A 24827-nucleotide genomic window follows, 5' to 3' on the forward strand; every position below is an offset into this window, starting at 1 on the left:
ATGCGCATCGTCGTTACGGGAAAGAGCGGCCAGGTCGTTACGGCCCTCATCGAGCGCGGTCCCGCGGCCGGTGCGGAGATCCTGCCGATCGGTCGACCAGAACTCGATCTTGCCGATCCCGAAAACGCCTTCGAACTGCTGGCTGCACTAGCCCCGGACGTGATCGTCTCTGCCGCCGCCTATACGGCGGTCGACAAGGCCGAAAGCGAGGCAGAGCTTGCATATGCAGTCAACGCCCGGGGTCCGGAAGGGATTGCGGCGGCCGCGGCCCGCCTCAACGTGCCGGTCATTCACATCTCGACCGACTATGTGTTCGATGGCAGCAAGACCTCGCCCTGGCTGGAAGATGACAAGGTGGCGCCACTCGGCGTCTATGGCGCATCAAAGCTCGCCGGCGAGGCTGCCGTGCTCGCATCCGGTGCTCGGGCGGTCATCTTGCGCACGGCCTGGGTCTATGCCCCTTTCGGCGCCAACTTCGCCCGAACCATGTTGCGTCTGGCGGAAAATCGCGATGAAGTCGGCGTGGTCGCCGACCAGATTGGCGCGCCCACCTCGGCGCTCGATATTGCCGATGCCATTCTGAAGGTGGCGCGCAACCTCGCCGACCACAAGGACGATCCGAAGCTCGAAGGCATCTTCCATCTTGGCGCGAGCGGACCGGATGCTTCCTGGGCAGATTTCGCCGAGGCGGTCTTCTCGGGGCTGGCAGAGCGCGGCGGCAAGCGGGTCCATGTAAAGCGCATTGGGACTGTCGACTATCCGACGCCGGCGCAGCGGCCCCACTATTCCCGGCTCTCCACCGAAAAGCTCGCGCGGGTCCATGCTGTCACGCTGCCAGACTGGCGCGATGCGCTTTCTGTTATCCTCGATCGTCTGGTTGGCCCAGCCTCCATGCGACGCGATGACTGACCCACTGGATTTGGCAGTCGCGCGGCCTATATCCTGAGCATCGAACAAAGGAGATACCGCTTGCTGAATACTATGCGTCACGCCCATCGCTTCGTCTGGAACAGGCTCGGCCGCTACGAGCCAATCGCCTATCTGACAGTGGGGCTGATTGCGGCGGGTGCATTCCTCGCCCTGATGCTGGTTTCGGAAATCAACGAGGGCGATACGCGTGCCTTCGATGAAGCCATTCTCCTCAGCCTGCGGCAGGCCGGCGATCTGGCAACCCCGATCGGTCCTGCCTGGCTTGCGCATGCCTTTAACGATATCACCGCACTGGGTGGGACGACGGTGCTGACATTGCTCACGACCTTCGTCGTTCTATACCTGCTCGTTATCCGTCAGCGGCCGGCGGCGCTTTTCGTTCTTCTATCCATTCTGGGCGGCTGGGGTCTCAGCACCTTCCTGAAAATCAGCGTGGCGAGGGCGCGGCCGGATGTCGTGCCGCATCTCGTTGATGTCCATGACATGAGCTTCCCAAGCGGGCATGCCATGGTTTCGGCCGTGACCTACCTGACACTCGCAGCCTTATTGTCGCGCAGCCAGGAATCGATGAAGCTGCGGATCTTTTTCATGGCGTCCGCCACGATCCTGACGCTGCTCATCGGCACGAGCCGGGTGTTTCTCGGCGTCCATTTCCCGACCGATGTAATCGGTGGCTGGCTTTTGGGCACGTCCTGGGCGAGCTTCTGCTGGCTGCTGTCGCGTTATCTTTTGCCTGCTGTCCAGAAAGATGGGGTCAGCGTAACGAAAGCGGCCGACGGGACCGGCTGACAGGCAGAATTCAAAGTACCCGGCTATCGGGAATGACGAGGCAGAAGCAGGTCCCGCGCGTAGCTTTTTCCACCAAGCGAATGCTGCCGCCGTGGGCCTCGATCAATTCCCGCGCGATCGCCAGGCCGAGACCGGTACCGCCCGACCGGGCCGAACCGCGAAAGGCCGCAAACAGATTGTCCTTGGCTTTCTGCGGCATGCCGGGACCCGTATCGTCAACGTTGATCAACACCAGATGCCCCTGCCGTTCGGCCGAGATCTCAAGGCGGCGCGGCTGTTCCGTCTGGCCTTCGAGCGCCTGGCTGGAATTCCGGCAGAGATTGTAGATCACCCGGAACAACTGTTCCGGGTCCGCATCGACAGCCAGCTTGCGATCGACAGTGACGACGAACTCGATATCGGTTCCGCCAAGGCCGAGGATTTCGCCGACATCCTCGATCAGCGGGCTCAACAGGACCATGGACCGGCGCGGTGCCGTCTCTGACGCTCGGCCGTAAGACAGGACCTCCGTGGAATAGCCGATCGCGCGGCCAAGCGTCCGCACCAGTTTTGTCGAGAGGCCACGCACGACATTGTCATCGATATCGGCTAGCCTGTCCGACATCAGTTGCGCTGAAGACAGGATGTTACGCATGTCGTGATTGATCTTCGACACCGCCAGGCCCAGATCGGCGAGGTTCTTCTGCTGCCGGATGGTCTTCTGCAGATCGCGCTGCATCAGGGCCAGGTGACGGGCGGCAAAGGCCAGTTCGTCGCTGCCTCGCGGTGCGGCCATCACGGCCGAAGCATTGGACGGATCCGCGGCAAAGGCCTGCATCGATGCCGTCATACGGCTGACGGGCCGGATCAGAATGCGGTTGATGGCAAAGAAGATCAATGCAGCGGTGATGAGCGATATGATGATCGACACAAGAAGGATCTCGCGGCAATAGACGAACATGGCATGCCGAAGCTCGGCATCCTGCATCACGAGTTCGATTTCCATTTCCGACTCGCCGATCCGTCCCCGCACGCTGAAGACATCGTTGCCGCCGAAAATTAGCGTGTGAAAAGCGTCACGCGCGGCGGCCCAGAAGCCGGTCTCGGAAAGGTCATATTGCGCATTGACCATCGGCGGCATCTCCGACACCACGATCATGCGGGTGATATCCTGCTTATGCAGCGCAATCGCCATCGTCCCGGTCGCCATCAAGGTACTTTCCTGCAGGGGGCGCGGCAGATCCACCTGCGGCAGGCCATCGATGACGATCGCCGCAGCCGCAGCGGTGTTGAGGCGATCCCTCAGCCAGGCAAGGCGCATGTTGGTGACAGATGGCACGAAGATGAGAATTTCGGCCAGCATGACGAAGACGACAGTCATTGCGAGGATCTTGGTGGACAGTCGCGACGTTACCGGCACGGCAGCAATGCCAGTGGCTGCCGGTTCGTTCGATGACTGTGAGACGTCGGTCAAGATACACTCCGCGTTCGACTGTTGCGATTCACCTGCAACGGTTCGGAACTTCACTTTCATTCGGTAGCGCGAATATGTCCAAAGGGCAATTTCCACAATAGCCTTTCAGCCTTTCCGACGCGCAACATGCTGGCTCAGAGGCGTTCTTGACTTTCCGGACCCACCCCCCTATAAGCCCGGCCACGTTCGACAGGAACTCCGTTCGGCGGCGAAAGCTGTGTCGTTCGAAAACCCAAACACGCTCATCCAAGAAGGGCCGCACTCCGCGGTAATTAAATAAATGGCTACCAAGCGTACCTACCAACCTTCCAAGCTTGTTCGCAAGCGCCGCCACGGCTTCCGTGCGCGTCTCGCAACCAAGGGCGGCCGCAAGGTCCTTTCCGCTCGCCGCAACCGTGGTCGCAAGCGCCTGTCCGCCTAAAACCTTCGATCCGAAGGACCATGACGGAAAATCAAAAAGACATGACTGCCGGTCGGCTCAAGAGCCGGCCGGAGTTTTTGCGTGTTCGGGAAGGCGAAAGGCGGCGTGGCCCCTTTTTCATTCTCGAGGTTCTGGATCGCAAGGACGCGCCCCTGCCACCGCGCGCCGGCTTCACGGTGACCAAGAAGCAGGGCAATGCCGTCGAGCGCAACCGAATGCGTCGCCGGTTCAAGGAAGCGGTCCGGCATGCGGGACAGTTTGCAATGGCGCCCGGCCATGACTATGTGATCGTCGCGCATCGCGATGCGTTGACGGTATCTTTCGACGAATTGACAAAAGCGCTGGTGGAACGCATTGCAAGCCGGCAGAAATCCAAGGGACGGACATCGGGAAAAAGTGATGGAAAAAAACCGTAACTATTATATCGCGATCGTCTTTTCCGTGTTGATCGTTTTCGTCTGGCAGTTCTTCTATATGGGCCCGAAGATGGAGGCCGAGCGTCAGCGCGAAGCTGCCCAGCAGGCCGAACTCGCCAAGACCAAGAAGGCCGAACAGCCCGCAGCGGATATTGCGGCGGCCCCGGTACCGGGCATGGATGGCGCGGCGGTTGCCGTCATCAATCGCGACCAGGCGCTTGCCGAAGTGCCGCGCGTGACGATCGATACGCCTGCGCTCACCGGCTCCATCAATCTGATCGGCGCCCGCCTTGATGATCTCAAGTTAAAGAATTATCGCGAGACGATCGACAAGACGAGCCCGATCATCACGCTCTTCAGCCCCGGCAACACCAAGGACGGCTATTTCGTCGAACTCGGCTTCACCGGCGCCGCAGGCTCGGTGCCGAACAGCAAGACGCAATGGTCGGTCGAGGGCAATTCGAAGCTGACCGCCGATACACCAGTCACGCTGGTTTATACGAATGAGGCCGGCTCGGTCTTCACGCGCAAGATCTCGGTGGACAAGGATTACATGTTCACCGTCGAGGACTCGGTGAAGAACAGTTCGGCACAGCCGCTGGCATTGGCGCCCTATGGCCGCGTCGTTCGCTACAACCAGCCGACCCATGCTTCTGCCTGGGTTCTGCATGAGGGCTATATCGGCGTCATGGACGGCAACCTGAAGGAAGAGACCTTCGCTGATGCTTCGGAAGAGCCCTTCAAATTCGAGGCCACCAATGCTGGCTGGCTCGGGATCACGGACAAGTACTGGGCGGCGGCAATCGTTCCGCAGCCGGGCGCAGCATTTACATCGAACTTCTCGCATGTAACCAAGGGCCAACCGCTCTTCCAGGCTGACTATCGCACCAACGCCGCCGACACGATCGCTGCAGGCGAATCCAAGTCGTTCAAGACCCTCGTCTTCGCCGGTGCCAAGCAGGTTCCTCTCGTAGAAGCCTATGGCGAAAAGAACGGCATCGAAAGCTTCGACAAGCTGATCGATTGGGGCTGGTTCTACTTCTTCACCAAGCCGATGTTCTACCTGATGGACTGGCTGTTCCGCTATTTCGGCAATTTCGGTCTCGCCATCCTCGGCACCACCGTTATCGTGAAGTTGCTGTTCTTCCCGATCGCCAATCGCCAGTATGCGTCCATGGCCAAGATGAAGACGCTGCAGCCGAAGATGGAAGAACTGAAAGCCAAGTTCGGCGACGACCGGATGGGCCTTCAGACGGCCATGATGCAGCTCTACAAGGAAGAGAAGGTCAATCCGCTTGCCGGCTGCTGGCCGATCCTGTTGCAGATCCCGGTCTTCTTCGCGCTCTACAAGGTCATCTATGTGACCATCGAAATGCGGCATGCGCCGTTCTTCGGCTGGATCCAGGATCTTTCGGCTCCCGATCCGACGACGCTCTTCAACCTGTTCGGTCTCATTCCGTGGGATCCGCCGCAGGCGCTGATGCTGGGCGTCTGGCCGATCATCATGGGCATCACCATGTTCGTGCAGATGCGCATGAACCCGACCCCGCCCGATCCGACCCAGGCTATGATTTTCAACTGGATGCCGCTGATCTTCACCTTCATGCTGGGTTCGTTCCCCGCTGGCCTTGTCATCTACTGGGCCTGGAACAACACGCTGTCGGTCCTCCAGCAGGGCATCATCATGAAGCGTCATGGCGTCAAGATCGAGCTCTTTGACAATCTGAAGAACCTGTTCAAGCGCAAGCCATCATCCGCCTGAATGGATCGTCAGGATATTTCATGAATGACGGATGTCGCTTTTGGCGGCATCCGGCCTTACAAAATAACCTATATCTAGTGACCAAGGCTTTCCGGACCATCCGGGGAGCCTTTGTCTTTGGGGGGACCGGATGGACAAGGCGGGCGCAAACACAGCTCTTTCCCACGAGAGGCTCGGCGCAACGCTTGTTTTCCTCTCAGCGGTCATCTGGAGCTTCGGTGGGGCGATTGCGCGCTTCCTGACGATTTCCGACAGCTGGACGATTGTCTTCTGGCGGGCTCTGTTTGCAGGCCTCTTCCTGCTCGGCTTCCTTCTGCTGCGCGATGGGCCGCGCAAGACCTTCGCACTTTACCGCACGATGGGCATTCCCGGCCTCCTCGTCGCCTTTGGCTTTGCCACCGCCTCGACCTGCTTTGTCATTGCGATCAGCTATACGACGGTCGCCAATGTGGTGCTTATCCAGGCTGGCATTCCGCTCATTGCTGCGCTGATGGCCTGGATCCTGTTTCGCGAACGCATCGCGCCCTCGACCTGGATCGCGATTGGAGCCGTGATCATCGGCGTCGCGATCATGGTGCTCGGTGCGCCACTTTTTTCCGGCGGAGCGCTGAGCGAACCGAATACCGCTGCAGCAAGCACCTATCCGAATGCCTGGATCGGCAACCTGCTGGCTCTGACGATCGCCATCGTCTTTGCCATGACGACAGTCGTGACACGTCGTTTTCCCAATGTCCGGCAAACGCCCGGCGCATCAGCTGGCTGTTTTGCGGCAGCCCTCTTTGCCGCCAGCCAGGCCGGGAGCCTGTCGGTTACGACCGGAGAACTCGGAATTCTCTTCGTGTTCGGCGCCCTCAATCTCGGGTTAGGCATGGCGCTCTTCGTCACCGGTGCCCGGCTGATCCCGTCCGCCTTCGCCGCTCTTTTAGGCACGGCCGAGACCGTTCTCGGACCTGTTTGGGTCGCGATCATCCACGGAGAAATTCCCGGGATCGAAACGATGGTTGGAGGCGGCATCGTACTTGCAGCCCTGATTGCCTATCTTGCGTCGACACTCCGCAAGACGGCACCTGCGCTTTCAGGCCAGCAATCCCAAAAAGCGTAACCATCGATTAACCATATCTCAACTAAAACTATCCTTAGGGCAGGCAGCCGTTGGGCGGCCTTCCCACGAATTTTACTTTTCAAATTGGAAGCTGGAGCTAATTCATGAGTGCCAATGCCCTCCCCGAGCTTTTTGATGGAACCGAGGCGGGCATGGACGAGATCCTGGCGATCATCGAACAGGCCGGCAGTGGCGATTATATGCGGCTTCCGACCGGTTCGGACCAACTGTCCAAGGGGCTAGCCCGCTTCATCGGCGATGTGCGCGACAAGGGGTCCATCTCCCTTTCGAATGTCGTCAACATCTCTGTTTCAATGACTGAGACCGCCGTGATGGCGGCAAACCTGCTGCATTTCCTGCGCGGCGTCGACAATGAATCGCAATCGGTTGCGGCCGCTGCGGAAGAGATGGCATCGACCGCCACCGAAATCGGCAAATTCGGCGAGGCGATTGTCGGCAACACGAAGATCGCCAACGCCGCCGTCAAAGCGAGCGTGGAAGCGCTCGGCCAGTCGGATGCCCGCATGGGCGTGATCGCCGGCGCAGTGACCGAAACCTCGGAGCGGATTTCCTCCATTCAGGCGCTTGCCAACCGAATTGCCGAAATCTCCGACGGGATCAAAAAGATTTCCTCGCAGACAAACCTTCTGGCCATTAATGCCGCAGTCGAAGCCGCCCGAGCGGGCGATGCCGGTCGCGGCTTTGCTGTGGTGGCAATCGAAGTGAAGGCGCTGTCGGATCGTACCGCCGCGGCGACCGTCGAAATCAGCCAGATCATCCAGGATCTGCGCGGCGGCATGAGCAAGATGGTCGAATCCATGGGCAACAGTTCTGCTGCCGTGGCCGAAGGGTCCAACGCGATGGCGAAACTGCGCCAGGCCGTCGGCGACGTCGATCGCAGCATTTCGGATGTCTCCGACAACGCAACCCATATTGCGGAGGCCCTGCGCCAACAGAAATCCGCCTCTATGGAAGTGGCGACGTCGATCGGACGTATTGCGGAACATTCTGCCGAATCCGCCGATGCGCTGATGCCGATCGTCGATGCGATGGACAGTGCGCAAGAGGCCATTTCGCAGCAGCTCAGCGTGCTGGCCACCTGCAACCTTCCCAACAAGATTATCCGTCTGGCGCAGTCCGACCATGTCCTGTGGAAGAAGCGCCTCGCCAACATGGTCATCGGACGCGAGGGATTGAAGCCCAACGAACTGTCCGATCACCACAACTGCCGGCTCGGCAAATGGTACTATCAGGTCACCGATCCGACCATCAAGGGACGGCAGGAATTTGCCCAGCTCGAGGAACCGCATGCAGCGGTCCATCGTCACGGCATCGAAGCCGCACGCCTGTTCAACATGGGCGATCAGGCCGGAGCGCTGCGGGAAATCGCCAAGGTCAACCAGGCTTCTGAACAGGTTCTGGCGCTTCTCAAGCGTCTGGAGCGTTGAGTTTCAGGCGCCTGGGCCTCTGCCCTTGACAGAACGCTGAAAAACCCGGATGCCCCTCGCTCAGGAAAATCCGGGACGACAGGCCATGAGCAACACGCAGACCACCCTCGAGGCGGGCATTTTCAATCGACCGTGGATTTTCATTCGCGGCGTTCCATCGATGAAATTCCTGCCCCCGGCCGGCCCGGCGGAAATCGCCTTTGCCGGTCGTTCCAATGTCGGCAAATCGTCGCTCATCAATGCGCTCGTTCAGCAGACGGGCCTTGCCCGCACCTCCAATACGCCCGGCCGGACACAGGAACTCAACTATTTCGTTCCCGATGGCTACAATGGTGACATGGGCGATCTGCCGCCGATCGCGCTCGTTGACATGCCAGGCTATGGCTATGCCGAAGCGCCGAAAGCCCAGGTCGATGCCTGGACGGCCCTGGTGTTCGATTACCTGCGCGGCCGGCCGACGCTGAAACGCGTCTATGTGCTGATCGACAGCCGCCACGGCATCAAGAAGAACGATGAGGACGTGCTCAAGCTTCTCGACAAGGCCGCCGTTTCCTATCAGATCGTCCTGACCAAGACGGACAAGATCAAGCCGCCCGCCGTCGAAAAGCTTGTTCGCGATACGGCTGCACTGCTTGCAAAACACCCTGCCGCTTACCCGGAAATCCTCGCGACTTCGTCCGAGAAATCATCCGGGCTCGATGAGCTTCGCCAGGCAATCGTCACCGTCATCAACCAATAGGGCGCCCCGGCGAAAGCCGGAACGCCCCTTTTGCTCGTTTTCGATGGAGCCGATCAGCCCTTCGGCAGAAGCACCTTGTCGATGACGTGAATGACGCCGTTCGACTGTTTCACATCGGCGATGGTGACTGTCGCAGTACCACCGGTCTCATCGGTCAGCGTAATCATGCCGTTCTTTTCGGATGCCTTCAGAACGCAGCCACCGACGGTCTTGACGTCGTGCATGCCACCATCATCCTTGATCATCTTTTCGATGGCAGAGGACATCGCATCGGCGGCAACCACATGGCAGGTCAGCACCTTGGTCAGCTGATCCTTGTTTTCCGGCTTCAGAAGCGTATCGACAGTACCGGCCGGAAGCGCATCAAAGGCGGCATTGGTCGGTGCAAAGACCGTGAACGGTCCCTTGCCGGAGAGGGTGTCGACAAGGCCAGCAGCCTTCACAGCGGCCACCAGCGTCGTGTGGTCCTTGGAATTGACGGCATTCTCGACGATCGTCTTGTTGTCATACATCGGCGCGCCGCCGACTTCCGGATTGGACGACGCCTGAACCGAAACGGCAGTGCCGGCGACCAGAGCCAAGATCAAGCCTGAACGAAGCGTAGTGGAGATAGACATCGGTTTTCCTTCCTCTCGTTTACGCACCGGTTCTTCCGGTGGTCCACCCTTTCAGGGTTGGTAAAAACTGTTACGGGAGGGCGTTCGGAAAAGTTTCAGTCCTTTTTGCTTTTTTCAGAGCAATTGCATTTTTCCGGATGCAACGACCGGACCATGCGGCTTGCCATCCGGTGAACCGCCGAACGTTTCAAGCGTGATGGCGACGACGACATCCTTGCTGACCTTCTGGCGCAAGGATTCGGGGATGTTCAGGTTTCCGCCGGATCCTTCGGCGAGAATCCCGACCGAGATCGGCACCTGGTCGGGGCCGATCACCCAGACTTCAAGTGACTTCGGTGCGGTTTCGCGCTGGGCTGCAGGCGAAATGTTGAGAAGGCCCGTCGATGCATCATAGGAGGCAAGCAGCCGGAGGCCGCCCTCGTTCGACGAAAGTTCGGCGACCATGGCGGGCGCCGGCCTCTCGTTTCGTGCGGAGATCCTGTCCACCGACAGTCCGATCACACCGGCCAGAAGGGTGACGCCGAAGGCCGCGCGCCAGAACGACGCCGACGACCAGAGCCAGCGAAGCATGGAGGTTTTCGTCTCATCGACCGCAGGTTCAAACAGCCGGACCTCGATCTTGCGAAAGAGATCGGCGGGGACCGGCTGATCCTGATAGTCCTCGTTGAACTGGCTGAGGTTGCGCTGCCAGCGGCGAACCTGACGGGAAAAGCGCTCGTCGACGGCCATACGCTCCTCGACCTTGCGCCTGTCAGCCTCGGAGAGAACACCGAGCACATATTCGCCCGAAATGATCTCGTCGCGGCTTGAATCCCAATCTTCCGGTCGTTCGCTCATGAGCCAAGACACTCTCGCAGTTTCAGCAGGCTTCTCCTCAACCATGTCCGCATCGTGTTGAGCGGCACGCCGTGGAGATTCGCCAATTCAAGATAACTCAAACCCTCGACATAGGCACGTCGTACTGCATCGGCTCGCGATGCCTCGAGGGTCTGCATGCAGTTTTCAATTCCGGACGCCACGGAGCGTCGCTGGGCATTTTCTTCCGGGCTCGGGTCGAGCGAAGCCAGGTCGAACGCTTCATCCAGCGTTTCGGTCTGTGGCTTGCGGGCCCTGAGCTGGTCTATGGCATGATAACGGGCAATCGAGCACAGCCATGCCATGGCAGAACCGGCTTCCTCATTATAACGTCCGGCATTCCGCCAGATTCGGATATAGACCTCCTGCAGGGCTTCTTCCGCGTCGGCCCTGCTTTTGAGCATACGGAGCAGGATCGAAAAAAGTTTCCCCGAGGTCGCCTGATAGAGTTGGGAAAATGCATTGCGGTCGCCGAGAGCGATCCGGCCAAGGAGATGAGGGAGTTCTTGCATGACCCTGCTTTCCGGCACGTGCTGAACGGTTCTGGTCGCTTGAAACATTCTTCATTTACGTCGCGACCGCACAAAAGGATCATTCCAACCGACATAAAGTTCGGCTAAAGAGGCCGTGAGTTTCGATCCGAAAGGCCCGCCCATGTCCCAATCCGAAAGCGAAATCCAGGCTCGTCTGCTTGTCCAGGCCCTGCCCTTCATGCAACGTTACGAAAACAAGACGATTGTCGTGAAATATGGCGGGCACGCCATGGGCAACCCGGAACTGGGCAAGGCCTTTGCAAGCGACATCGCCCTTCTCAAGCAATCCGGCGTCAATCCGATCGTCGTGCATGGCGGCGGACCGCAGATCGGCGCCATGCTGGCCAAACTCGGGATCGAATCCCGCTTCGAGAATGGCCTGCGGGTGACCGACCAGAAAACCGTCGAGATCGTCGAGATGGTGCTTGCCGGATCGATCAACAAGGAAATCGTCGCGCTAATCAACCAGACTGGTGAATGGGCGATCGGGCTTTGCGGCAAGGATGGCAACATGGTCTTCGCCGAGAAGGCGAAGAAGGTCGTGACCGATCCCGAATCGAACATCGAGCGCGTTCTGGATCTCGGTTTCGTCGGCGAAGTGGTGGAAGTCGACCGCACGCTGATCGATCTTCTGGCCCGCTCCGAAATGATTCCCGTCATCGCTCCGGTCGCTCCGGGCCGCGATGGCCATACCTACAACATCAATGCCGACACGTTCGCCGGTGCCATTGCCGGCGCGCTCAATGCCGTGCGCCTGTTGTTCCTCACGGATGTTCCCGGTGTGCTCGACAAGGATGGCAAGCTCATCAAGGAACTTTCCGTCGCCGATGCCCGCAAGCTCATCAAGGACGGCACCATCTCCGGCGGCATGATCCCGAAGGTCGAAACCTGCATCGAAGCGATCGAAGCCGGCGTTCAGGGTGTGGTCATCCTGAACGGCAAGACATCGCATTCGGTTCTGCTCGAACTCTTCACCGAAGGCGGTGCCGGCACGCTTATCGTGCCCTGACCAGCTTCGCGAGAGGTTTGAGGCGAATAACCGGCGAAAGAACAGTCTTTCGCCGGGAGCCGATCGTGTCCACTCGCCTTTTCCTGTCCGCCTTCCTGACATTCGGCCTCCTGGCGGCTTCCGCCGAGGCCAAGCAACTGCGCTTTGCCGGCTACGACTTCACAATCAAGGAAGGCAACGGTCTCGGACCGGGTCCGAACAGCTGGGCAGCATCGCAGGTGTTCGTCGATACAAAGGGGCGCCTGCATCTGCGCTTTTCCAAGAAGAAGAACCGCTGGTTTGCCGGCGAGGTGCGCAGCGTCAGCCGGCTGGGTTTCGGCACCTACGAGATGGAATTTGAAGGTGATATCGGCGGGCAGGACAAGAACGTCGTTTTCGGCTTCTTCAATTACCCGACAGCCGATGTCGGGCCCGATGCGACCAACGAGATCGACGTCGAATTCGCCCGCTGGAGCGATATGCGGAACAAGCCGCTGAACTACACCGTCTGGCCGGTCAAACCGGGCCTCCGAAACGCCCACAAGACCTTTTCCTTCCCCAAAGGTGTTACGCGCAGCATTCATCGCTTCACCTGGAAACGCGACCGCGTCTTCTATGTCACCGAGTTGCTGGATGCGGATGGTGAAACAGTCAAACGCTACAGTTGGCTGTTTCGCCCGGATGACTACAAGAACCGGATCGGCTCAAAACCGATGTCGATCTTCTTCAATCTGTGGGGCTTTCGCGGACAGACGCCTTCCGATGACAAGCCGGTCGAGGTGATCATCAACAAATTCACCTTCACGCCGGCGCCCTGAGGCGCCAGCGGTCGGCGATAGGGTCATTCCATCGGCGGAGCGGCATGCTGGATGCCAGCGCTCTGGGATGCCTTCAGGAATAGAACAGACCCTGCGACAATCACATAACAGGCGATATTGTACCAGAGCGATGTTTCAAGCGCGGTCTTGAACGCCTCGTGCTGGGACAGGCCGGTTGCGAGATTGCGCCCGATCCCCGAAAAGAAAATTTCAGAGATAATGGCGACCCCGAAGGCTCCGCCCATCTGCTGGATGGCCTGCAGCGCACCCGATCCCGATCCTGTATCCTTCGGCGGCACACTGGCGAGCACCATCTGGAACATCGGGGCGATGGCAAAGCCCGTCCCGATGCCGCCGATGATCATGGGCAGAATGAAGTCCGACTTGATGATCTCCTCACCGATGCCTGACACGATATGTCGGAGCAACAGGATCGACCCGATCAGCATTGCGGCGCCGAACACCATGCGCTGACGCGGATAGCGTCCACCAAGGCGTCCGGTAATTGCCGAGGCGAGGAGCACGCCAACCGGAAAGCCGAGCGTCGTCAGACCCGACTGCAGGGGTGACAGGTTGTAACCGCCCTGAAGAAAGACCGCGAGCACAAGGAAATAGCCCGGCATCGCCGAAAAGAAGACCATAGTCGCCGCGGCGCCGAACAGATAGTTGCTGTTTGCCATCAAGGCGGTAGGCAAGAGTTCTGCTCCACCCACGCTTTTCTGTCGACGCTCCCAGAGAACGAAGGCAATAGCCAGCGGCAGGAAGGCCAGCATCATGGCGAAACACCAGACCGGCCAGCCGAACCCGCGACCTTCCACCAACGGGAAGATCAGGCAGAAAATAGCCAGAGCGGCGATACCGATGCCGACCCAGTCATTGCTCAGGCTGGGGTTGCCCTTGATATCCGGAATCAGGCGTCGACCGGCAATAACCGCTGCAATGCCGATGGGAATGTTGATGAGGAAGATCGGTCGCCATTCCAGACCGAACAGATTGGCATCAATGAGAAAGCCACCGGTAACCGGACCCGCGACCGAAGCAAGACCGGCGGTCAGGCCGAAAAGAGAGAAAGCCTGGGCGCGCTCGTTGGCCGGAAACATGGTCTGGGCGATCGCAAGGACCTGCGGCGTCATGATGGCACCGGCAATGCCCTGGATGATACGAGCTACAATGAGCATTTCGACGTTGACCGCCAGGCCGCAAAGCGCCGAGGCGATGGTGAAGGAAGCGACGCCGATCAGGAACATGCGCTTCTTGCCGGCGATGTCGCCATAACGACCGAAGGGCAGCAACCCGAGCGCAAAGGCCATGATGTAGCCGGCAACGATCCATTCGATCGCGCTTTCCGTCGCCTGGAGGCCTTTCTGCAGGCTGGGCAGGGCGACATTGACGATCGTGACGTCGATCATGTTCATAAAGCTCGCCATCAACAGCACGAACATGGCAATCCAGCGATTGGCATAGGGTGCAGGCGGCTGTTGAGCGGCTTGGGCCATTGGATGTGGTGCAGACATGGTCAGGTTCCCGATGGATTGGCGCCTAGCGCCCGGAGGAGTTCGACAGAAACGCGATCCAGCGGATCGTCGCTTCCGATTTGCATGGATGCGGTTGCGATGAGAGCGCCGATCACCAGATAGGCGCCGGCGACCGGATCGAGGTCTGGACGAAAACTGCCGTCGTTGCGACCTTCGTCAAGGATGGAGACAAAGCCTTCAAACCATCGGATCCGCAGGGGAATAATCTCATGCGCGACATTGTCGTCATACTTTGCACGCCGCGTCATTTCCTCCATCACCTTCAGCAATTCGGGATTGTTGTCGCGGGTTTCGCGGAATTCGGTGATCTCGATTTCCAGTTTCTGACGCGCCGTGAGGCCCTTCCGGTCGCGCTGGAGATGTTGCGCCACGAATTCGTCGCGCATCGATTGCGCCACGAGAGCGATCAGCGCCTCCTTGCTCGGTACGTGATAGTGAAGAGTCGCGATGTTGATCCCCACCCTTTCGGCGATCTCACGGGTGCGCAGGCCCTCAAAACCCTTCTCGATGATCAGCGAGCGCGCAGCCGCGGCGATTGCGCGCTTGCGGTCATCATGCGGCAGATATCTTGGCGACGGCGTTTCGGACATGTCTCACTCAATTCATCAATCAATCACTTGATTGATTTTAGTCGTACAGTCAAGACATCGGTAACCGCCGACTGAGACAAGGTTGTTTCAGACCAGGTGCGATTTGAGACGGTAAAGCGCCTCGAGCGCTTCGCGCGGCGTCATCTCATCGGGGTTGATGGATTTCAGCGCCTCTTCGAGTTCGGTGTTCTTGGCGGGCTTCGGCTCATCGCGCCGCACAGCAGCCTGGAACAAGGGCAGATCGTCGATCAATGTCGTTGCCGGGTTCTTGCGATCCGCATCTTCGAGGAGACCCAGAACTTCCTTGGCGCGCGAGACGACGGCAGGAGGCAAACCGGCAAGGCGGGCCACCTGGATACCGTAGGAGCGATCGGCAGCACCTGGCCCGACCTCATGCAGGAAGATGACCTCGCCATCCCATTCCTTCACCCGCATCGTGGCATTGGAGAGACGCGCGAGCTTTTCCGACAGGGCGGTGAGCTCATGGAAATGGGTGGCAAACAGCGACCGGCAGCGATTGACCTCATGCAGATGCTCGACCGCGGCCCAGGCGATCGAAAGACCATCGAACGTTGCGGTGCCACGACCGATTTCATCGAGGATGACGAGCGAGCGCGGTGTAGCCTGGTTGAGGATGGCTGCGGTTTCGACCATCTCGACCATGAAGGTCGAGCGACCGCGCGCCAGATCGTCAGACGCCCCGACGCGGCTGAACAGCCGATCGACCACGCCGATTTCTGCTGCTGCTGCCGGCACATAGGAGCCCATCTGCGCCATGATGGCAATCAGCGCATTCTGGCGCAGGAAAGTCGATTTACCGCCCATGTTCGGACCTGTGATCAGCCAGATGCCGCCGTTCTTTCCTTCGCCGACCGGCGACAGATCGCAGGAATTGGCCACGAAAGCCGGGCCGGCGTTGCGACGCAGCGACTGCTCGACCACCGGATGGCGGCCACCCTCGATCCGGAACCGCATCGAACCATCGACGTGAGGCCGGCAATAGGCCTGCTCATCGGCGAGATGGGCAAGCCCCGCCGAAACGTCAATGATAGCGAGCGCCTCTGCAGCTTTCTTGATCGGTTCGGCGGCCGCCACCACGGCCTCCACCATACGATCGAAGGCTGCCAGTTCGATGGCGAGGGCCTGTTCGGCGGCATTGGCAATGCGGCTTTCGAGATCCGACAGTTCCACCGTGGTGAAGCGCATCGAATTGGCGGTCGTCTGGCGATGGATGAAGCGCGCCTTCATTTCCGGCGTCGAGGTCATCGCGCCCGATGTGCCGGCTGTCAGCTCGATGAAATAGCCCAGCACATTGTTATGCTTGATCTTCAGCGATTTGACGCCCGTCTCGTCGATATAGGACGATTGCAGGCCGGCAATGACCCTGCGTGACTGGTCGCGCAATTCCCGCAGCTCATCGAGTTCAGGCATGGCGCCGTCCCTGACGAAACCGCCATCGCGCTTGAGTAAGGGCAGGTCTTCGGCAAGATGTTCGCCAAGCAGCTTTTCGAGTTCGGCCGGAACCGCCCCAAGAGCACGCTGCGCCTGCTCAAGTTCGGGCGGGAGATAGAGCCCGGAAAACAGGGCCGCGATGGCACGGGCAGCCTCCAGCCCCTTGAGGATGGCGGCGAGATCGCGCGGGCCACCGCGTGCAAGCGCAAGACGCGAGAGCGCGCGCGGCATATCGGGAACATGCCGAAGTGCCCGCCGCATCTCTTCCGCAAGACGCGGTTCATCAAGAAGGAAGGCGATCGCGTTCAGTCGCTCGTTGATAGCATCGGCATCGGTCAGGGGCGACATCAGCCGTTCCGACAACAGACGAGCGCCGCCGCTGGTAACCGTCCGATCGATTGCCTTGAGCAGCGCACCATTGCGATCACCCGAAAGCGTGCGGACCAGTTCGAGATTGGCGCGGGTCGCCGGATCGATGAAAAGGGTTGAGGCCGAACTCTCGCGTTCGGGTGCGCCCAGCGCTGGCCGTTCGGCAATCTGGGTCTTTTCGACATAGGCGATCGCCGCGGCACCCGCCGCCATTTCCGCCCGGGTGAAACCGCCGAATCCATCGAGTGTCTGTAGATTGTAGTAGCGTGCAATCCGGTTTTCGGCCGTGCTGGAATCGAAGAGAACCGACGGCTGCGGGCTGACCACACGACCCAGCACATCGAAAACGCCGCGCAAATCAGGATCCGAGAATAGCGTATCGGGAACGATCAGTTCCTTGGGATCGATGCGCAGAATGTCGGCCAGCAGACGCGGCAGATCGGACTCGGCCAGACGGAAGACTCCGGTCGAAATATCGATCCAGGCCAAGGCATATTGCGGCTTGTCGCCACCACGAATGCGGGCGAGCGCCATCAGGTAGTTGCTGTCACCGGGATTGAGGAGCTTTTCCTCGGTAATCGTTCCCGGCGTGACCAGACGGATGACATCGCGGCGAACGACGGACTTGGCGCCACGCTTCTTGGCTTCGGCCGGATCTTCGACCTGTTCGCAAACCGCAACCCGATATCCGAGGCCAATCAGTTTCTGCAGATAATCATCCGCCGCATGCACGGGAACACCGCACATGGGGATATCGATGCCCATATGCTGGCCACGTCGCGTCAGCGTGATCCCGAGAGCGCGCGAGGCTTCCAGCGCATCTTCGAAAAACAGTTCGTAGAAATCGCCCATGCGATAGAAAAGCAGACTATCGGGATTGTTGGCCTTGATTTCGATGAACTGTTCCATCATCGGAGTGGCCGTCTGGCGGCTTTCTTCCGAGGCGAGCTGGGCAACAGTGAGCGCTTCCACGATGGACATATCTGACTTTGACAAAATTGGTCGGCTGTTCAATAAAGACGCTTGAGCGGCGTGTTGCTTGAACATTAGAGTGCGCCATGCATGAATGACAATAACGGGCTCACCAAAAAAACAACGAGCCCACAAAAGCTTCTGGGGAGTTAGGATGCCAGCCAACGACAAGACCGAACGTAATATGCCGACCGTCACAAAGCAGGAGGCCCTCGATTTTCACTCGCGCGGACGCCCGGGCAAACTTGAAATCACGCCGACCAAGCCGATGGCGACCCAGCGCGACCTGTCGCTCGCCTATTCCCCAGGCGTTGCCGAACCGGTAAAAGCCATCGCCGAAGATCCGGCCACTGCCTATGATTACACGGCGCGCGGCAACATGGTGGCCGTCATTTCCAACGGTACGGCCATTCTCGGGCTCGGCAATCTGGGTGCACTGGCCTCCAAGCCGGTCATGGAAGGCAAATCGGTTCTTTTCAAGCGCTTCGCCGACGTCGATTCCATCGATCTCGAAGTCGATACCGAAAATGTCGACGAGTTTATCAACTGCGTCCGCTATCTCGGCCCATCCTTCGGCGGCATCAATCTCGAGGATATCAAGGCTCCGGATTGCTTCATCATCGAGAGCCGCCTGCGCGAACTCATGGACATTCCGGTCTTCCATGACGACCAGCATGGCACCGCCATCATTGCCGCTGCCGGCCTCATCAATGCGCTCGACCTGACCGGTCGCGACCTGAAGACGACGAAACTCGTCTGCAACGGCGCCGGCGCGGCTGCCATTGCCTGCATCGAACTCATCAAGGCCATCGGTTTCAACCCGGAAAACGTCACACTGTGCGACACCAAGGGTGTGGTCTATCAGGGCCGCACCGAGGGCATGAACCAGTGGAAATCCGCCCATGCGGTGAAAACCGACAATCGGACGCTGGCCGAAGCCATCAAGGGGGCGGACGTGGTTTTCGGCCTGTCGGCCAAGGGCGCGCTTTCGGTGGACATGATCCGATCCATGGCGCCGAACCCGATCATTTTCGCCATGGCCAATCCCGACCCGGAAATCACGCCGGAAGAGGTCTCCCGCATTCGTGACGATGCGATCATGGCAACGGGTCGGTCGGATTATCCCAACCAGGTCAACAATGTCCTCGGCTTCCCCTACATCTTCCGGGGTGCGCTGGATGTGCGCGCCTTCACTATCAATGACGAGATGAAGATCGCGGCCGTCATGGCGCTGGCGAAGCTCGCAAAGGAAGACGTGCCGGACGATGTTGCCGCCGCCTATCAGGGCATGCGGCCGCGGTTCGGGCCGCAATATATCATTCCGGTGCCGTTCGATCCGCGCCTTCTGTCCTCGATCCCGGTTGCCGTGGCGAAGGCAGCGATGGAGTCGGGTGTCGCACGCAAGCCGATCGAAGACCTCGAAGCCTATGGACGCGAGCTCAATGCCCGCCGCGATCCGATCGCATCCACGCTTCAGCGCATCTATGAGCGCGTTCGCCACCAGCCCAAGCGCGTCGTCTTTGCCGAAGCCGAGGAAGAGCAGGTCATGCGGGCCGCGATCTCCTACGTCAATCAAAGGCTCGGCACAGCAATCCTGCTTGGCCGCGACGAACAGATCTACCAGACGGCGGAAAAGGCGGGGATCGACCTCAACCGTCCCGGCATCGAGCTCATCAATGCCAGGACCTCGACCCGCGTCGATGCCTATACCGACTTCCTCTATGGCAGGCTGCAGCGCAAGGGCTATCTCCATCGCGATTGCCTGCGGCTTGTGCGCACCGACCGTAACCATTTCGCCTCCTGCATGGTGGCGCTGGGCGATGCCGATGCCATGGTCACCGGCACCACGCGCAATTATTCGACCGCGCTTCAGGATGTCCGTCGCTGCATCGATGCAAAACCGGGACATCGGGTCATCGGCGTGTCGCTGGCGCTTTGCCGTGGCCGCAATGTGCTTGTCGCCGATACGGCTGTGCATGACATGCCGACGTCGGAAGAACTGGCCGATATCGCCGAGGAAGCCGCAGGCCTTGCCCGTCGCCTCGGCTACGAGCCGCGGGTGGCTATGCTCGCCTATTCGACCTTCGGTCATCCGGAAGGCGAGCGGTCGGAACGCGTCCGTGAAGCCGTCAAGATCCTCGACAAGCGCCGTGTCGATTTCGAGTATGACGGCGAAATGGCAGCCGATGTGGCGCTGAACCCGCGCATCATGGAGCAATATCCGTTCTGCCGCCTCTCCGGCACAGCCAATGTGCTGGTCATGCCGGCCTTCCATTCGGCATCGATCGCCACCAAGATGCTGCAGGAACTGGGCGGCTGCACCGTGATCGGGCCGCTGCTGGTCGGCCTCGACAAATCGGTCCAGATCGCCTCGATGGGCGCCAAGGACAGTGATATCGTCAATATGGCGGCACTCGCCGCCTACAATGCCGGCTCCTGATAACCGATGACGGCGTCAAGCGCCGCCATACTCTCGGCGAGCTCCGCCTTGAGCCAGGTCTTGAATGCCCTGGCCTTGGCGGTTTCCCGCCGCCCCTTCGCCGTGACGATATAGTGGGCGAAGCCGGTCGTCGCCCTGATCGGAAAGGGCGCTAAAAGACAGGAACCCAGAATGGCATCGACCGTGAGGGTCTGCCAGCCAAGCATCACCCCCTGGCCGGCGATCACCGCATCCAGGCACAATGACGCTTCGTTGAGGTGATGGCGCGGATTGATCGAGGCGCCGGTCAAGCCGGCGGCTTGCAACCACAGGCTCCAGTCAAACATCGCCTGGCTATCGATCACAACCGGTAACGCAAGAAGATCGCGCGGTTCTCTCAGTTTCTCCGCCAGCGCAGGGGCAACCACCGGAAAAATTTCCTGGGCGAGAAGAAGTTCGGCATCGACGCCCGGCCACTCCCCGCGTCCGACACGAATTGCGAGGTCGATATCGGACGTCGCCGGGTCAATGAGACGGCTGGTGGCGTCGATGCGGATATCGATATCCGGATGGAGCCGGAAAAAGCCATCGAGCCGCCGGACAAGCCAACGCGCGGCAAAAACAGGCGCGACCGAGATCGTCAGCGTTCGGTCATCGTCACCTCGCACGGTCGCCACCGCCTCCGACAGAAGACCAAAGCCCTGACGAAGCTTGGGCAGCATGGACCGACCTGCCGCCGTCAGGACAAGCCCTTTGGGGCGACGTTCGAAAATCTGCTTGCCGAGTTGCGCCTCTGCCTTGCTGATCTGCTGGCTGATCGCACCGGCGGTGACACCCAGCTCCTCGGCCGCGGCCTGAAGTGAGCCGGTCCGACCCACCGCTTCAAGCGCTCGCAGACCGTTGAGATGGACGAGGTTGAGGTTTCGCATTTAGAATTCCTAAAACGATGGCCTGGAATGCTGCATTGAAGCAAGGCAGAGAAAGGAGAATATCTAAAACATCTGATCCAGACCAGCCGGAGAACGAACATGATCGACGCAACAGGGAAACTTCTGTTTTCTGTCACCGAGGCCCTGCGGGGCTCGCTATCGGCTGCTGTCGGGCGACTTCTTCAAACGGAGAGGTTCGATGCGGATCCGTTCCTGGATCCGGTGTTCCGGCGCATGAGCGAACGCGAACTCGCCGATCTTCCCTCGGTTCACTGGCCGGAAAAAGACGAAACCTCCCCGGCGATCATACCGGAGAGGCCTTGTAAAATACCGGAGCCGCGCATTGCTGCCTAGGCTCCGGACCTGCCGAAGGAGGGGTGGATGTTCAGCAGGCGAAACGCTGGGCGTCAGCGCCGTAATAGTTGAGATAACGGCCGGAAATGCTTTCGATCGGCAAGACCACGAGCACGTCCGTAGTGCCAAAGGCACGATCGACGACGGCGCCGTCGCCGATCATGGCGCCCAGCCGCAGATAGCCCTTGATGAGCGGCGGCAAAGCCATCAGCGCCTGCTTGGCATTGATCGCCTCTTTGGGCATCAGATCCATGTTGCGATGCAGGTGCTCAAGAGCGCTCACGCTCCATTCCCCTTTGGCCAGCGTGTTGTGGTAGAGGAACGACAGCGCCAGCGCGTGCATTTCGGGGAAGGTGCCCGGCAGCGAACCGCAGCCGAACATCACATCTAGACCATGGCGCAGCGCATAGGCCCAGTTGCCCTGCCACAGAAGTTCGACAGTCCGCTTGGTCCGATAGGCGGGCAGCACGCAGGAGCGCCCGAGCTCCATGAATTTCTTGTTCGGATGGCGCGCCATAAGCGGCTCGATGTCGAATTCGGACGCGGAGTAAAAGCCCGAATGCCGCTCTGCCACATCCTGTCGCAGCAGGCGGTAGGTACCGACGATCTGGTCGACCGGCTCACCTTCGATCGAGGTATCGAGAACCAGCAAGTGATCGCAGATTTCATCGAAGGCGTCGAAATCGAGACCAGCGCGCATGGCTTCCGCCGGCAGTTCGGCACCCATCTCTTCCACGAAAACGCGATAGCGAATCAGTTGCGCGGCCCTGATTTCGGCTGCAGTGACGGCCAGGCGGGTCTCGAGCGACCCGATACGGCCCAACACGGAAGCCGTGCCAATGGCGCGTTCGCGCGGATTTTCCATCCGTGGCATGATCTCGGCTTTGGGGTTCAAGAGTTCAAGGGTCATAGCCGGCTCCTCTTTTCGTCACCGGCCAATAATCACAATTTCAAGACAAGATCATGACATGCGTAGATACGCAGTCGCGGTCATATCAAAACCTTTGATAGAAGTCCTTCAGGCTGCCTGATGTTGCCAGCCGGCGAGGCGTTCGACCGTTGCAATGAGGATATCCGGCGGCGCGGGCTTCAAAAGCACGAGATCCGCACCGGCCTGCAGGAGACGGCGACGCACATCGTCCGATCGATCAGCCGTCAGCACGATCACGGGAATCGAGGCCACCAGATTGTCCTCTTCCGCCTGGCGCAGCGCAACGATGAAGGTTTCGCTGGTGCCATCCGGCATCGAGAAATCGGTGAGGACAAGATCCGGACGGTTCTCTGAAAGGCAAGCGTTCAGCCGGGCGAAATCAGTCGCAAGGCGCACATGATGGCCGGCTTTTTCGAGGGCCGCCTGAGCGAGCATTCCATTCACCGGATCATCCTCGCCAACAAGAATGTTGAGGCCTGTTTTCGGTTCCGGCTTGGAAGCAGATGGCAGGGACGCCGGCTCTTCGGCTTCGGCTGCCAATATGGGGAAATCGTCGTTGGCGACAGGGCGTGCTTCGAGACCGCGGAACCGGCCCGTCAGGACATCGAGAAGCGACTGTTCCCGCAACGGCCGGATCAGCCAGCTGTCGTAGTTCGTTCCGGACATTTTTGCAGGGCGCGATTCCGGATTGACGAGATAGATCCGCTTGGCCGTGGCGAGGACCGGATGGCGCGCCAACCGTTCGCAGTAAAGCGCATCCAGTCGATGGTCGACAATAACGGCGGTAAAGGCTGCCGCCCTTTCAGCGAGATCCGAAATTCCGTCTGCATCACAAATGGAGCGAACATTGGCGCCAAGGCCTTCCAGCGTACGAACCAAAGCGCCAGATGCTGGACCTTCTGGGGCCAAAACGAGGATTTCGGCACCCGACAGTTCGTGGCCGGATCGCATCGCCAACCCTTCCGCCTTTACCGGAATACGGATCGTGAATGTGCTACCCTCACCCAGTTTGCTTTCAACCGACAGCGAGCCGCCGGCTTCCGCGACAATGCGTGCCGAAATGGCAAGGCCCAGGCCGACGCCGCCTTCACGGGCGCGGCTGAGATCGCCCTGTTCGAATTCGCCGAAGATGCGCTTGAGTTCGGCGTCATTCATGCCAGGCCCGCTGTCGTTCACCGCGATCTCGAGATTTCCGCCGACATGATCGACAGCGACGAAAACGCCACCCTTCTCGGTGAACTTCACTGCATTGCCGATGACATTGTAAATCACCTGGCGCAGGCGAGCCGGGTCGAACACCAGGATTTCCGGGATCGTGGGCGCGATATGCGCACCGATTTCGACGCCTTTTTCATGGGCGCGGCTGGCAATCAGTTCGACAACGCCTTCGATCATCGGCCGCACAGCTTCCTGGCGCGGGCGCAGCTGGAAGCGACCGGCAGCCAGGGTCGAAAAATCAAGAAGGTCTTCGACCAGCTGGGCAAGTGCGGTCCCGGACTGACGGATACCCTCGAGGTAATTGCGCTGCTCTGCCGTCAGCGAAGTGTTGGCAAGCAGATGCCCCATGCCGAGGAGTCCACTGAGCGGCGTCCGTATCTCATGGCTGACAGTTGCGATGAGGCGCGATTTCAGCAGACTGTCTTCTTCGGCAGAACGTCTCGCCGCTTCGCGCAGCAGCGCATCTTCGCGCTCTGCCGTGACGTCGCGGGCGATGGATTGAACGACAAGATCGCCCAGCAGCGGATCCGGCGTGATCACATCATGCCAAAGATAAATGCGCGGCTGGCCCCCGGACCGCAATTCGACATCGTAGCTATGTTCGGTCGCACCCGGGCGAAATACGAGACCAAGCTGCTCGCACGTCTTGCCTTCCGGCGACCTTACGCCGGTGACATCGCGGAACGTATTGTTGGCCGAGAGAATGATTCCGGACAGATTGCGGCAGACCGTCAAGTCGCCTAGGGAATCATGAATCGATGCGAAAAGATCACCGCGCGCGGCAAAGTCCTGATCGGCAGCGGCTGCCACGACCGGGGACATGGCCGGTGTCACAGGCTCATCGAAATTCTTCTCAAGCCGGGTTTCGACCTTCTCGGCGAAGCTAAACAGAAGGCTTGCGACACCGATGGCGGCCGCACAGACCGCGAGGAGGGTGACGCTGGAATCCATCCCCGCAGCGAGCGCGAGCGCGCAGACGATGAGGCCGCCACCCACCAGCCAGTAGCGCAACACGCCGTGGCGGCTGGTTTCTTCCGGTGCAGCCTCGTCGAGATCAGGCTCGATCGGCGGCAGATCGCGTTCGGACAAGGTAAAGGCGCCGCCGCTATCCCCATAGGACTCGGCAGGTCTGGCGGAAAATGCCATCGCAACGCGATGCTGGAGGTGCTTGGGCTCGGTCATGCCTT

At 59.8% G+C, this 24827-nt stretch carries 22 protein-coding genes; 12 read left to right on the top strand and 10 right to left on the bottom strand.

The window, feature by feature from the left end; genetic code table 11:
• On the top strand, positions 1–909 hold the full coding sequence (rfbD, locus tag Q4481_RS16765) for a dTDP-4-dehydrorhamnose reductase (protein WP_304377553.1): 909 nt from the start codon (positions 1–3) through the stop codon (positions 907–909).
• A gap of 60 nt (positions 910–969) precedes the next feature.
• Positions 970–1719, top strand: coding sequence for a phosphatase PAP2 family protein (locus Q4481_RS16770; protein WP_377352801.1), 750 nt, complete (start codon positions 970–972; stop codon positions 1717–1719).
• A 10-nt stretch (positions 1720–1729) separates the two neighbouring features.
• On the opposite strand, the gene Q4481_RS16775 is transcribed toward Q4481_RS16770, so the two are convergent.
• A complete protein-coding gene (locus Q4481_RS16775) occupies positions 1730–3232 on the bottom strand; it encodes a sensor histidine kinase (RefSeq protein ID WP_377352803.1) in 1503 nt (500 codons plus the stop codon).
• Positions 3233–3452: 220 nt separating this feature from the next.
• Between Q4481_RS16775 and rpmH the strand changes: the two genes are divergently transcribed.
• The 6 genes from rpmH to yihA all read left to right on the top strand — a co-directional run bounded on the left by rpmH (position 3453) and on the right by yihA (position 9060).
• Positions 3453–3593, top strand: coding sequence for a 50S ribosomal protein L34 (rpmH, locus tag Q4481_RS16780; RefSeq protein ID WP_304377554.1), 141 nt, complete (start codon positions 3453–3455; stop codon positions 3591–3593).
• A 20-nt stretch (positions 3594–3613) separates the two neighbouring features.
• Entirely contained in the window at positions 3614–4009 is a 396-nt protein-coding gene (gene rnpA / locus Q4481_RS16785; protein ID WP_377352805.1) for a ribonuclease P protein component, read from the top strand.
• Positions 3993–5771, top strand: a complete 1779-nt coding sequence (gene yidC / locus Q4481_RS16790; RefSeq protein ID WP_304377555.1) for a membrane protein insertase YidC — start codon at positions 3993–3995, stop codon at positions 5769–5771. The genes rnpA and yidC overlap by 17 nt, the downstream gene beginning before the upstream one ends.
• Positions 5772–5901: 130 nt before the next feature.
• Positions 5902–6873: a DMT family transporter gene (locus Q4481_RS16795; RefSeq protein ID WP_304377556.1), complete on the top strand. Its 972-nt coding sequence runs from the start codon at positions 5902–5904 to the stop codon at positions 6871–6873.
• A 104-nt stretch (positions 6874–6977) separates the two neighbouring features.
• A complete protein-coding gene (locus Q4481_RS16800) occupies positions 6978–8321 on the top strand; it encodes a methyl-accepting chemotaxis protein (RefSeq protein ID WP_304377557.1) in 1344 nt (447 codons plus the stop codon).
• Positions 8322–8406: 85 nt separating this feature from the next.
• A complete protein-coding gene (gene yihA, locus Q4481_RS16805; protein ID WP_304377558.1) occupies positions 8407–9060 on the top strand; it encodes a ribosome biogenesis GTP-binding protein YihA/YsxC in 654 nt (217 codons plus the stop codon).
• Between the two features lie 53 nt (positions 9061–9113).
• Here yihA and Q4481_RS16810 read toward each other — a convergent pair whose 3' ends face one another.
• The 3 genes from Q4481_RS16810 to Q4481_RS16820 all read right to left on the bottom strand — a co-directional run bounded on the left by Q4481_RS16810 (position 9114) and on the right by Q4481_RS16820 (position 11092).
• Entirely contained in the window at positions 9114–9677 is a 564-nt protein-coding gene (locus Q4481_RS16810) for a fasciclin domain-containing protein (protein ID WP_304377559.1), read from the bottom strand.
• Positions 9678–9791: 114 nt separating this feature from the next.
• Entirely contained in the window at positions 9792–10514 is a 723-nt protein-coding gene (locus Q4481_RS16815) for an anti-sigma factor (protein ID WP_304377560.1), read from the bottom strand.
• Positions 10511–11092 carry a sigma-70 family RNA polymerase sigma factor gene (locus Q4481_RS16820; protein ID WP_377352808.1) on the bottom strand — a complete coding sequence of 194 codons (582 nt, stop codon included), beginning with the start codon at positions 11090–11092 and terminating at the stop codon, positions 10511–10513. Before Q4481_RS16820 ends, Q4481_RS16815 begins: the two co-directional genes overlap by 4 nt.
• Positions 11093–11186: 94 nt before the next feature.
• On the opposite strand from Q4481_RS16820, the gene argB reads away from it, so the two are divergent.
• Together argB and Q4481_RS16830 are read left to right on the top strand one after the other, a co-directional pair.
• Complete coding sequence (argB, locus tag Q4481_RS16825; protein ID WP_304377561.1) at positions 11187–12074, top strand: acetylglutamate kinase; 888 nt, start codon at positions 11187–11189, stop codon at positions 12072–12074.
• 65 nt (positions 12075–12139) lie between these two features.
• Positions 12140–12871 (top strand): glycoside hydrolase family 16 protein, encoded by a 732-nt coding sequence (locus Q4481_RS16830; RefSeq protein ID WP_304377562.1) that lies wholly within the window; start codon positions 12140–12142, stop codon positions 12869–12871.
• Between the two features lie 23 nt (positions 12872–12894).
• Here Q4481_RS16830 and Q4481_RS16835 read toward each other — a convergent pair whose 3' ends face one another.
• From Q4481_RS16835 to mutS, 3 genes are all read right to left on the bottom strand, one after another.
• Positions 12895–14385: an MFS transporter gene (locus Q4481_RS16835; protein WP_304377563.1), complete on the bottom strand. Its 1491-nt coding sequence runs from the start codon at positions 14383–14385 to the stop codon at positions 12895–12897.
• 2 nt (positions 14386–14387) lie between these two features.
• Positions 14388–14996 (bottom strand): TetR/AcrR family transcriptional regulator, encoded by a 609-nt coding sequence (locus tag Q4481_RS16840; RefSeq protein WP_304377564.1) that lies wholly within the window; start codon positions 14994–14996, stop codon positions 14388–14390.
• A gap of 87 nt (positions 14997–15083) precedes the next feature.
• The gene (mutS, locus tag Q4481_RS16845) at positions 15084–17798 is read right to left on the bottom strand and encodes a DNA mismatch repair protein MutS (protein WP_304377565.1); all 2715 of its coding nucleotides are present in this window, start codon (positions 17796–17798) and stop codon (positions 15084–15086) included.
• A gap of 145 nt (positions 17799–17943) precedes the next feature.
• On the opposite strand from mutS, the gene Q4481_RS16850 reads away from it, so the two are divergent.
• Entirely contained in the window at positions 17944–20229 is a 2286-nt protein-coding gene (locus tag Q4481_RS16850) for an NADP-dependent malic enzyme (protein ID WP_304377566.1), read from the top strand.
• On the opposite strand, the gene Q4481_RS16855 is transcribed toward Q4481_RS16850, so the two are convergent.
• The gene (locus tag Q4481_RS16855; protein ID WP_304377567.1) at positions 20211–21137 is read right to left on the bottom strand and encodes a LysR substrate-binding domain-containing protein; all 927 of its coding nucleotides are present in this window, start codon (positions 21135–21137) and stop codon (positions 20211–20213) included. The two genes, Q4481_RS16850 and Q4481_RS16855, sit on opposite strands and share 19 nt — an antisense overlap.
• A 99-nt stretch (positions 21138–21236) precedes the next feature.
• Here Q4481_RS16855 and Q4481_RS16860 point away from each other — a divergent pair, with 99 nt between their 5' ends.
• Positions 21237–21491, top strand: coding sequence for a hypothetical protein (locus Q4481_RS16860; protein WP_304377568.1), 255 nt, complete (start codon positions 21237–21239; stop codon positions 21489–21491).
• A 31-nt stretch (positions 21492–21522) separates the two neighbouring features.
• Here the strand turns inward: Q4481_RS16860 and olsB are convergent, their stop codons facing one another.
• Together olsB and Q4481_RS16870 are read right to left on the bottom strand one after the other, a co-directional pair.
• Positions 21523–22401 (bottom strand): l-ornithine N(alpha)-acyltransferase, encoded by an 879-nt coding sequence (olsB, locus tag Q4481_RS16865; protein WP_377352813.1) that lies wholly within the window; start codon positions 22399–22401, stop codon positions 21523–21525.
• 108 nt (positions 22402–22509) lie between these two features.
• A complete protein-coding gene (locus tag Q4481_RS16870) occupies positions 22510–24822 on the bottom strand; it encodes a hybrid sensor histidine kinase/response regulator (RefSeq protein WP_304377569.1) in 2313 nt (770 codons plus the stop codon).
• Positions 24823–24827 lie beyond the last annotated feature (5 nt).

Origin of the sequence: Fluviirhizobium alvei, from assembly GCF_030551875.1 — a bacterium.
GTDB lineage: Bacteria > Pseudomonadota > Alphaproteobacteria > Rhizobiales > Rhizobiaceae > Rhizobium_E > Rhizobium_E alvei.

Excerpts from the sequence above, each read along its gene's own strand:
- Q4481_RS16855 (WP_304377567.1), bottom strand. The coding sequence starts at position 21,137 with ATGCGAAACCTCAACCTCGTCCATCTCAACGGTCTGCGAGCGCTTGAA.
- rfbD (WP_304377553.1), top strand. The coding sequence starts at position 1 with ATGCGCATCGTCGTTACGGGAAAGAGCGGCCAGGTCGTTACGGCCCTC.
- Q4481_RS16835 (WP_304377563.1), bottom strand. The coding sequence starts at position 14,385 with ATGTCTGCACCACATCCAATGGCCCAAGCCGCTCAACAGCCGCCTGCA.
- Q4481_RS16795 (WP_304377556.1), top strand. The coding sequence starts at position 5,902 with ATGGACAAGGCGGGCGCAAACACAGCTCTTTCCCACGAGAGGCTCGGC.
- Q4481_RS16810 (WP_304377559.1), bottom strand. The coding sequence starts at position 9,677 with ATGTCTATCTCCACTACGCTTCGTTCAGGCTTGATCTTGGCTCTGGTC.
- Q4481_RS16800 (WP_304377557.1), top strand. The coding sequence starts at position 6,978 with ATGAGTGCCAATGCCCTCCCCGAGCTTTTTGATGGAACCGAGGCGGGC.
- yihA (WP_304377558.1), top strand. The coding sequence starts at position 8,407 with ATGAGCAACACGCAGACCACCCTCGAGGCGGGCATTTTCAATCGACCG.
- argB (WP_304377561.1), top strand. The coding sequence starts at position 11,187 with ATGTCCCAATCCGAAAGCGAAATCCAGGCTCGTCTGCTTGTCCAGGCC.
- Q4481_RS16850 (WP_304377566.1), top strand. The coding sequence starts at position 17,944 with ATGCCAGCCAACGACAAGACCGAACGTAATATGCCGACCGTCACAAAG.
- Q4481_RS16840 (WP_304377564.1), bottom strand. The coding sequence starts at position 14,996 with ATGTCCGAAACGCCGTCGCCAAGATATCTGCCGCATGATGACCGCAAG.
- rnpA (WP_377352805.1), top strand. The coding sequence starts at position 3,614 with ATGACGGAAAATCAAAAAGACATGACTGCCGGTCGGCTCAAGAGCCGG.
- rpmH (WP_304377554.1), top strand. The coding sequence starts at position 3,453 with ATGGCTACCAAGCGTACCTACCAACCTTCCAAGCTTGTTCGCAAGCGC.
- Q4481_RS16820 (WP_377352808.1), bottom strand. The coding sequence starts at position 11,092 with ATGTTTCAAGCGACCAGAACCGTTCAGCACGTGCCGGAAAGCAGGGTC.
- yidC (WP_304377555.1), top strand. The coding sequence starts at position 3,993 with ATGGAAAAAAACCGTAACTATTATATCGCGATCGTCTTTTCCGTGTTG.
- Q4481_RS16815 (WP_304377560.1), bottom strand. The coding sequence starts at position 10,514 with ATGAGCGAACGACCGGAAGATTGGGATTCAAGCCGCGACGAGATCATT.
- olsB (WP_377352813.1), bottom strand. The coding sequence starts at position 22,401 with ATGACCCTTGAACTCTTGAACCCCAAAGCCGAGATCATGCCACGGATG.
- Q4481_RS16860 (WP_304377568.1), top strand. The coding sequence starts at position 21,237 with ATGATCGACGCAACAGGGAAACTTCTGTTTTCTGTCACCGAGGCCCTG.
- Q4481_RS16870 (WP_304377569.1), bottom strand. The coding sequence starts at position 24,822 with ATGACCGAGCCCAAGCACCTCCAGCATCGCGTTGCGATGGCATTTTCC.
- Q4481_RS16775 (WP_377352803.1), bottom strand. The coding sequence starts at position 3,232 with ATGAAAGTGAAGTTCCGAACCGTTGCAGGTGAATCGCAACAGTCGAAC.
- mutS (WP_304377565.1), bottom strand. The coding sequence starts at position 17,798 with ATGTCCATCGTGGAAGCGCTCACTGTTGCCCAGCTCGCCTCGGAAGAA.